General features: G+C 73.4%; 1 protein-coding gene. It reads right to left on the bottom strand.

The annotated features are described in order from the left end of the window. Positions 1–9,561, bottom strand: a 9,561-nt coding sequence (locus ABT078_RS41800; RefSeq protein ID WP_502981564.1) for an SDR family NAD(P)-dependent oxidoreductase, incomplete at both ends; no start/stop codon positions are given.

Here is a 9,561-nt window from a genome sequence, read left to right as displayed (position 1 = left end):
ACCGGCGGGCGTCTGTGTGGAGTTCCTCGGGCAGCTCGATCTCGGCGAAGACCTCGCCCTCGCCGCGCCAGACCCGACGTATGCCACGGAACGCCGCCCCGTAGTCGTATCCGAAGTCGACGAGCCGCTCGTACACGCCGTCCAGACCCATCTCGACCGCCCCGGCCGGCGGCCACACGGTCGGACCGCTCGCGTCGCCGGAGCCGTCGAAGGGCCCACCGGCCAGGGTGCCGTCGGCATGACGTACCCACGCGCCGTCGTCGTGCCGCGCGTGCACGCTCACCGTTCGTCGGCCGTTGTCGTCGGCCTCGCCGACGACGACCTGGATCCGTATGCCCTCGTGCTCGGGCAGGATCAGCGGGGCCGACACCGTCAGGTCCTCGATCACCCCGGCGTCCACCTGCTCACCGGCACGGCTCACCAGCTCCACGAACGCCGCCCCCGGCAACAGGACATGACCCGCCACCGCGTGATCCGCCAGCCACGGATGCGTACGCAGCGACACCCGCCCCGTGAGCACATGCTCGTCCCGGTCCGCCATGGCAACCGAGGCGCCCAGCAGCGGGTGGTCCGCAGGACTCAGACCGAGCCCGTCGGCGTCGCCCGCCTCCGTCGGCGCGTCCAGCCAGAAGCGCTCGCGCTGGAAGGCGTACGTCGGCAGCGACACCGCGCGAGCCCCGGGATAGACCGTGGACCAGTCGGGTGCGACGCCCCGCAGGGCCAGCTGGGCGAGCGCCCCCATGACCGTGTCCTGCTCCGGCCTGCCCTTGCGCAGCGCCGTGAGCAGTGAGCCGGCGCCGTCGTCGCCGAGGCATGCCGGGACCAGCGCGCTGAGTACGCCGTCGGGGCCGAGCTCCAGATAGTCGGTGACGCCCTCGGCCTCCAGATACCGCACACCGTCGTGGAAGCGGACCGCTTCACGGATGTGCTGCGCCCAGTAGTCGGGCGACGTCAGCTGCTCGTCGGTGGCGAGCGTGCCGGTGACGTTGGAGACGAGCGGGATCGTCGGCGCGTGGAAGGCCAGGCCCGCGGCCACCGTACGGAACTCGTCCAGGACCTCCTCCATGTGCGACGAGTGGAAGGCGTGGCTGACCACGAGGCGCTTGGCCCGCGCACCCTTCTCACGCCAGGCGGCCGAGATCTCGTCGACAGCGGAGGCGTCGCCGGAGATCACCACGGCCCGGGGGCCGTTGACCCCGGCGATGTCCACCCTGCCGCCGTATCCGTCGAGGGAGCGGCGCACGTCCTCCTCGCTCGCCTCGACGGCGGCCATCGCACCGCCCTCACGGGCCGCCTGCATCAGCCGGCCGCGCTCGGCCACCAGCACCGAGGCGTCCGCCAGATCGAGGACACCGGCGATGTGCGCCGCCGTGACCTCGCCGATGGAGTGGCCGAGCAGGTAGTCGGGGGTGACGCCGTGGTGTTCGAACAGCCGGTAGAGGGCGACCTCCACGGCGAACAGCGCGGCCTGAGTGAACGCCGTCTCGTCGAGCAGCGCCGAGTCGGCGGAGTCCACCGGGGCGAACAGCACGTCCTTGAGCGGGCGGGCGAGTTCGGCGTCCAGATGCGCGCACACCCCGTCGAGGGCCCGGGCGAAGACCGGCGAGGTCTCGTACAGCTCACGACCCATGCCGAGGCGCTGACTGCCCTGCCCGGTGAAGAGGAACGCGAGCCTGCCACGGCGGGACGAGCGGCCGCGCACGACCGCGGGCGTCGACTCGCCGAGCGCCAGCGACGCGAGGCCCTGCACGAGGGAGTCGTGGTCGGTGCCCAGCACGGCGGCGCCGTGCTCCAGGAGACCGCGGGTCGTTGCGAGCGAGAAACCGATGTCGGCCGGGCGCAGTTCGGGGCGGTCCAGAACGTGCCGGCGCAGGTTCTCGGCCTGGGCCCGGACCGCCGCTTCCGTGCGGCCCGACACGATCCACGGCAGCAAGGACGGGGCACCGGGATCCGACTCGTCGGGGGAGCCGGCCGTGGCGCCGGACACTGTTGGTGGAGCCTCGATGACGACGTGGGCGTTCGTGCCGCTGATGCCGAAGGAGGAGATTCCGGCTCGGCGCGGACGTCCCCGGTCGGACCACGGCCGCTGCTCGGTGAGGAGCGAGATGGCCCCCGCCTCCCAGTCGATGTGCCGGGTCGGTTGGTCGATGTGGAGGGTTTTGGGGAGTGCGCCGTGGTGCATGGCCTGGATCATCTTGATGATGCCGCCGACGCCGGCCGCTGCCTGGGTGTGGCCGATGTTGGATTTGAGTGAGCCGAGGTACAGCGGCCGGTCGGTGGGTCGGTCCTGGCCGTACGTCGCCAGTAGGGCCTGGGCCTCGATGGGGTCGCCCAGCTTCGTGCCGGTGCCGTGTGCTTCGACTGCGTCCACATCTGCGGGTGTCAGGCGGGCGTTGGTCAGGGCTTGGCGGATGACGCGTTCCTGGGAGGGGCCGTTGGGGGCGGTGAGGCCGTTGGACGCGCCGTCCTGGTTGACCGCCGAGCCCCGTACGACCGCGAGGATGCGGTGGCCGTTGCGCCGTGCGTCGGACAGCCGCTCGACGAGCAGCAGGCCGACGCCCTCGCTCCAGCCCGTGCCGTCCGCGTCCTCCGAGAACGACTTGCACCGGCCGTCCGGGGACAGGCCCCGTTGCCGCGAGAACTCGATGAAGGTGTGCGGGCCGGACATCACCGTGACACCGCCGGCCAGGGCCATGTCGCACTCGCCCGACCGCAGTGCGTTCGCCGCAAGGTGCAGCGCGACGAGCGACGACGAGCAGGCCGTGTCGACCGTGACCGCCGGACCCTCCAGACCGTACGTGTAGGACAGGCGGCCCGACAGGACGCTCGAGAGGTTGCCCGCGAGCAGGAAGCCCTCGAATTCCTCCGGAGTACTGGCCAGCCGCGAGGCATAGTCGTCGTACATCGCCCCGGTGAACACACCGGTGTTCGTCCCCCGCAGCAGCGCCGGGTCCAGACCGGCGCTCTCGAAGGTCTCCCACGCGGTCTCGAGGAGCAGCCGCTGCTGGGGGTCGGTGGCGGCGGCCTCGCGCGGTGATATGCCGAAGAACTCCCGGTCGAAGAGGTCCGCGTCGTGCAGGAAGCCGCCTTCGCGGGTGTACGAGGTCCCGACGTGGTCCGGGTCCGGGTCGTAGAGGCGCTCCAGGTCCCAGCCCCGGTTGTCCGGGAACGCGCTGACCGCGTCGACACCGTCGGCGACCAGTCGCCACAGGTCATCCGGCGAGGACACCCCGCCGGGATAGCGGCAGGCCATGCCGACGATCGCGATCGGTTCGTCCGCTGCGATCCCGGCCTGGGTCCGGGGCCGGGTCAGGTTCCGGGACCGTGCATGGGCGGCGGACTGCGCCGGTGCGTCGGCCTCCTGCGCGAGTGACAGCAGGAACGTCGCCAGGGCGGCCGGTGTCGGGTGGTCGAAGACCGCCGTGGCGGGCAGGCGCAGACCCGTGGCGGAGGTCAGCCGGTTGCGCAGCTCCACACCGGCCATCGAGTCGAGCCCGAGCAGGTTGAAAGCCCGCTCCGGATCGACGGCGCCCGCGCCCGTGTGGCCGAGGACGGCGGCCACCGCGCCACGGACCAGGTCCAGCGCGGCGTCCCCCCGCTTCCTCTCCGGAAGGTCCGCGAGCCGGCGCACCCACTCCGTACCCGCATCGGCGTCGGCACGGGCGGCCGCACCCGGCCGGGCGGCGCGCCGCGGCGGTGTCCGTACGAGCCCCCGGTACAGCGCCGGCGGCAGCTCGGGGCCGCCGCTCCGGAGTGCCGCCAGGTTCAGCGCCACGGGCACCAGCAGCGGCTCCTCGCGGCCCAGCGCCGCGTCGAACAGCGCGAGGCCCTGCTCCGGGGTGAGCGGGACCGTGCCCGCCCGCTCCCACCGGGCGAGGTCGGCGTCGGTCAGGGTGGCGCCCATGCCCCGAGAGTTGTCCCAGAGTCCCCAGGCCAGCGAGGTGGCGGGCAGCCCGCTCGCCCTGCGGTGCTGGGCGAGCGCGTCGAGGTAGGCGTTGGCCGCGGCGTAGTTGGCCTGGCCGGCCGTGCCGGTGAGGCCGGACACGGACGAGAAGAGGACGAACGCCCGCAGGCCGAGATCCCGGGTCAGCTCGTGCAGATGCCACGCGGCGTCGGCCTTGGGCCGCAGCACGGTGTCGAGCTGTTCCTGGGTCAGCGTCTGCACGGTTGCGTCCGCCAGGACACCGGCCGCGTGCACGACCGCCGTCAGCGGATGCGCCTCGGGCACCTCCGCCAGCAGGCGGCTCACCTCCGCCCGCTCGGCCATGTCGGCGGCCAGTACGGTCACCTCGGCGCCCAGCGCGGTGAGTTCCGCGACGAGGTCGTCGGCACCGGGGGCCGCCGGTCCACGCCGGCTGGTCAGCAGCAGGTGCCGTACGCCGTGGCCGGTGACCAGGTGACGGGCGAAGAGCGCGCCGAGCCCGCCGGTGCCGCCGGTGACGAGCACGGTGCCGTCCGGGTCGAGTTCGAGCGGTGTGACGGGCGGTGTGGCTCCTGCCGCGCGGGGTGTGCGGGGTGCGCGGGCGAGCCTGAGCGCGTGCAACCGACCGTTGCGGACGGCAAGTTGAGGCTCATCGGTGGTCACGGCGGCGGCAAGCAGCGCGGCGGTCGCGTCGTCCGCGTCGTCCGCGACATCCGTCTCGTCTGCGACACCCATGTCGACCAGGACCAGACGGCCCGGGTGCTCGGACTGCACGGAACGGACCAGGCCCCACAGGGCGGCGGCGGACAGATCCGTGACGTCCTCGCCGGGTAGCGCCGCGACCGCGCCACGCGTGACGAATACCAGCCGCGAATCGGCGAACCGTTCCTGAGCCAGCCACTCCTGGATGAGGCGTAGCGCCCGCCCGGCCGTCTCACGCGGTCCGTCGGACTCGGCACCTTCGGCACCGGCGACGTCGGCGGCACCGTCCTGGAGCACTTCCCTGCGTACGACGACGACGTCGACGGCGCTGTCCGGGCCGGACAGGTCCGATGTCAGCTCCGCCCAGGTCAGTTCGGCCGGCTCGACCGTCTCCGGTGTGGCGATCGCCGGCCACTCCGGCACGTACAGCGAGTCGTCGTCGCCGACGACAGGCGCCGCCGCCTCCGCGATCCGCCGCTTCTCCACCGGGCGCAGTGTCAGCGACTCGACCGTCGCGACGGACGCGCCCGAGGCGTCGGTGAGCGTGAGCGCGACCGTGTCGGTCCCGGTCGGTGTGATGCGTGCGCGCAGCTGCGTGGCACCCGTCGCGTGCAGCTCGACACCGCTCCAGGCGAACGGCAACCGGATCATCCGGTCGCTGTCCTCGACGGCCTCGCCGTTCTTGTCCGTCTCCCCGGCCGCCCTGTCCTCCCCGACCGTCGCCGCGTCCAGCACCAACGGGTGCAGCACGGCGTCGAGCAGCGCGGGGTGCACCCCGAAGCCCGCCGCACTCTCGTGCAGTTCGGCCGGCAGCCCCACCTCGGCGTACACATCCGCGCCCTGCCGCCACACGGCCCGCAGGCCCTGGAACGCCGCGCCGTACGCGTACCCGAATCCGGCGAGCCGCTCGTACACGTCGTCCAGCGGCTCGGCCACGGCATCGGCGGGCGGCCACTGGGCAGCCGGCTCGTCGGTCGTGACCCCGCCCGCCGCCCCGACCAGCACACCACCGGCGTGCCGTGTCCACGCGGCTGTGTCGCCGCTGTCCGGCCGTGCATGGATCGCGAACGTCCGGCCACCCGAGGGATCAGGGGCACCGACGGTCACCTGGAGCCGTACCGCATCGCCCACCGTGAGTGGCAGCGGCGCCTCCAGCGTCAGCTCGGCCACGCGCGGCGCGCCCACGTGGTCGCCCGCCGCGACGGCCAGCTCCAGGAATGCGGTGGCGGGCACCAGCACGGTGGTGCCGATGGCGTGATCCGCCAGCCACGGGTGGGTGCCGAGCGAGATACGGCTGGTGAGCAGCGCCTCCTGGCGGTCCGCGAGGTCGACGGCGGTCGTCAGCAGCGGGTGCTCCGACGCGTCCGGACCCAGGCTGCGCACATCGGCGGCCGACGAAGGCGCCAGCCAGAAGTGCTCACGCCGGAAGGCGTACGTCGGCAGCCCGACGAGCGCAGCCCCCGGGAAGAACGTCCCCGCGTCCAGGCGCGCCCCCGCCGCGTAGGCGGATGCGATGCCCGCCGCGACCGTCCACGGCTCGGCGCGGCCGGCGCGCAGCAGCGGGACGGCCGTGCCGGCTCGGCCGGCGAGGGCGTCCCGGACCAGCGCGGTCAGCACGGCGTCGGGGCCCACCTCGACAAAGACGGTGGCGCCCTGCCGCGCCAGCTCGTGGGTGGCATCCAGGAAGCGCACGGCCTCGCGGATCTGCCGCACCCAGTAGTCGGGCGAGGTCAGCTCGGCGGCCGTGGCGAGCGCCCCGGTCACCGTCGACACGAGGGGGATCGCGGGCGGCCGGAAGTCCAGACCGGCGGCCACCTCGCGGAATTCGGCCAGGATCGCGTCCATGTGCGGTGAGTGGAAGGCATGGCTCACCTGCAGTCGGCGGACCCTGCGGCCCCGCTCACGCCACTCGTCGGCGATCCGTCCGGCGACGGTCGCGTCGCCGGACACGACCACGGAGGCGGGGCCGTTGACGGCTGCCAGCGAGACCTCCGCCTCGTGCCCCGCCAGGGACGCCGTGACCTCGTCCTCCTCGGCCTCGATTGCGATCATCGCCCCGCCGGGGCGGGCGGCCTGCATCAGTCGGCCGCGGGCGGCGACGAGCTTCGCGGCGTCGGCGAGGGTGAGGACGCCGGAGACATGGGCGGCGGCGAGTTCGCCGACCGAGTGTCCGGCGACCAGATCAGGCGTCACGCCGTGGTGCTCGAGCAGCCGGAAGAGGGCCACCTCGACCGCGAACAGCGCGGGCTGGGTGTACGTCGTCTCGTGCAGCAGGTCCGCATCCGCGGAGCCCGCCTCGGCGGCCCCTTCGGCGAACACCACGTCCCGCAGCGGGCGTTCCAGCCACTGGTCCAGCTCGGCGAAGGCGGCATCGAGGGCCTCGGCGAAGACCGGCGAGGTGGCGTACAGCTCTCGCCCCATGCCGAGGCGCTGGGCGCCCTGACCGGTGAAGAGAAACGCTGTGCGGGTGTCGTCCTTCGCTGTGCCGAGCACCACGCCCGCCGCTTCGGCTCCTTCGGCGACGGCGTCCAGCCCCGCCAGATAGCCGTCCAGGTCTTCGGCGAGCACAACTGCCCGTTCCTCGAAGGCGGTGCGGGTGACAGCCAGCGACAGACCGACGTCAGCGAGGTGAGCGGCGCCGTCGTCGTCGCCGACGGCGTCAGCGGTGCCGGAGGCTGTACCGGCGTCGGTGAGGTGCTCGCGGAGCCGGACAGCCTGCGCCCGCAGGGCGTCCGCGTCGCGCGCGGACAGCAGCCACGGCGCGGGGATTCCGGGAACCGGGACGGCGGACGGCCGCGATCGATCGGCCCCGGACGCGACCTCGGTCCCCTTCCCGGCCTGGCCCTCTGCTCCCTTCCCGGCCACGCCTTCGGTCCCCGTCGCGGGTGTCGGCTGGGCATCCGTCCCGGGCGTCGGCTCGGCCTCCGGCGCCTGCTCGACGACGACATGGGCGTTCGTCCCGCTGATGCCGAAGGACGAGACGCCGGCGCGGCGCGGCCGGCCCGTCTCGGGCCAGGCCCGGTTCTCGGTGAGCAACTCCATCGCGCCCTGCGACCAGTCCACGCGCGGCGACGGCTCGTCGACGTGCAGGGTCCTGGGCAGAACGCCGTGACGCATGGCCTCGACCATCTTGATGACGCCGCCCACGCCCGCGGCGGCCTGTGCGTGCCCGATGTTGGACTTCAGCGAGCCGAGATAGACCGGCTCCAGACCGTCCCGGCCGCTGCCGTACGTGGCCATGAGCGCCTCGGCCTCGATCGGGTCACCGAGCTTCGTGCCCGTGCCGTGCGCCTCGACGGCGTCCACGTCGGAGGGGGCGAGCCCCGAGTCGGCGAGCGCCTGGCGGACGACGCGCTGCTGGGAGGGGCCGTTGGGGGCGGTCAGGCCGTTGGACGCGCCGTCCTGGTTGACCGCCGAGCCCCGTACGACGGCGAGGACCCGGTGCCCGTGGCGTCTGGCGTCCGAGAGCCGCTCGACGAGCAGCACTCCGACACCTTCGGCCCAGCCCGTACCGTCCGCGGCCGCCGCGAAGGACTTGCAACGGCCGTCCGGGGAGAGTCCGCGCTGCCGCGAGAACTCGACGAACATGCCGGGCGACGACATCACGGTCGCGCCGCCCACCAGCGCCAGGTTCGTCTCGCCCTGCCGCAGTGATCGGACCGCCATGTGGAGGGCGACGAGTGAGGACGAGCATGCGGTGTCGATCGTCACAGCGGGGCCGATCAGCCCGAGCTGGTAGGCGATCCGGCCGGACATGACGCTGGCCGTACCACCGGTGAGGACATGGCCCTGCACGCTCTCTGGAGCGTCGCTCATCCGCGGGCCGTACTCCAGCGCGGTCGCGCCGACGAAGACACCCGTACGGCTGCCGTGCAGCGAGCGTGGATCGACACCGGCCCGCTCGACGGCCTCCCAAGCGGTCTCGAGGAGCAGCCGCTGCTGCGGGTCCATGGCCAGCGCCTCGCGGGGCGAGATACCGAAGAAGGCGGCGTCGAACTCGCCCGCGTCATGAAGGAATCCGCCGTGCCGTACGGAGCTCTTGCCCTGCCTGCCCGGGTCGGGGTCGTACAGGGCCTCGTCCCAGCCCCGGTCGACGGGAAACGCGGAGATGGCGTCGCCGCCCCCGGCCACCAGCCGCCACAGGTCCTCGGGCGAGGACACTCCTCCCGGATAGCGGCAGGCCATGCCCACGATCGCGATCGGGTCGCCGGAGGCATCCTCGGGCATGACCCCGGCGGCCGACTCGCCGACCGCGTCCGGCAGCGCACCCAGCAGCTCCGCCTCCAGGAACGCGCCGAGTGCCTGCGGGGTCGGATGGTCGAAGAGCAGCCCGCTGGGCAGACGCAGCCCGGTGGCGGCGGTCAGCGACGCCCGCAGCTCCGTGCTCATCAGCGAACTGAAGCCCAGCTTCTGGAACGGCGTACGCCGCTCGACCCGCTCGCCGGGCCCGTACTCCAGAACCGCGGAGGTGTGCTCATCCACCAGCGTCTGCACGGCCCGTCGGCGTTCGGCGGGGGACAGGCCCGCCAGCCGCTCACCCAGTGCGCCGCGCGGAGCCTGCGGAGCAGCCGTCGGGGCCGCGGTGGCCGAGGGAGCATCCGTGGCCATCGGAGCCGGTGCGGCGGTCTTGCGGGCGGTGGTGGTGGTGTCGAGCCAGTGACGCCGGCGCTGGAAGGCGTATGTGGGGAGGGATACGCGGCGGGCTCCGGAGTCCGCGTACAGCGCGGACCAGTCCACCGCGACGCCCCGCACGAAGACCGACGCCGCCGCGGTGACGGCGGTCCGTGCCTCGGGGCGGTCCGCGCGGAGCAGGGGCACGGCGGCCACGGTGTCCGGATCCGCGACCGAGTCGGCGATGAGGGCGCTCAGTACGGTGTCGGGGCCGAGTTCGAGGAATGTGGTGGTGCCTGCGGTCTCGAGGGCGCGGGTGGCGGCGA

Origin of the sequence: Streptomyces sp. NPDC002133, assembly GCF_040296405.1 — a bacterium.
In the GTDB taxonomy this organism is placed as follows: domain Bacteria; phylum Actinomycetota; class Actinomycetes; order Streptomycetales; family Streptomycetaceae; genus Streptomyces.
Note: the sequence above shows the minus strand (reverse complement) of the source record. Positions and strands in the feature narration are given on the sequence as shown.